This window comes from Streptomyces sp. MMCC 100 (genome assembly GCF_041538145.2).
Classification (GTDB): Bacteria; Actinomycetota; Actinomycetes; order Streptomycetales; family Streptomycetaceae; genus Streptomyces.
This window is the reverse complement of record NZ_JBGORK020000008.1, coordinates 1-438: the sequence shown is the minus strand read 5'-3', so window position 1 is coordinate 438 and position 438 is coordinate 1. Positions and strand designations below refer to the sequence as shown.

The window sequence follows — 438 nt, the reverse complement described above, 5'->3', positions numbered from 1 at the left end:
AAACAGCCCTGACCAGCAAAAACACCAAACGAGCCATTACATGCCAGAACTACCGACACCTCACCCCGCCACGCCCCACACAGAACGCATAACCCCAGCTCAACCCCCGCCCACCCCGACCTAACCGTCCACCCGGCTTCTCAACGAACCCACAACACCCCAGGCCAGCGAGCAGCCGGTACACCAACAAACCCCCCTCCGAGCCTTACCACATAGATGGGCCGGTTGGCCACCGCACCATCGCGGATCTTCACGTGAATGGCGTCGATGAAGACCACCGGATAGACGGTGTCGAGGGGCCTGCTCTGCCACTCGGCCATGCCCTCGAGCACCTTGTCGGTGATGGTGGAGATGGTCTGGCGGGAGACCTCGGCGCCATAGACCTCGGCCAGGTGGGCCTGGACCTCGCCGGTGGTCAGGCCCTTCGCGGCCAGCGAG

General features: G+C 63.9%; 1 pseudogene. It reads right to left on the bottom strand.

What is annotated here, in order from left to right:
* Positions 1 to 191: 191 nt before the first annotated feature.
* A pseudogene (locus tag ABS735_RS38525) lies at positions 192 to 438 on the bottom strand (transposase); the annotation flags it as partial.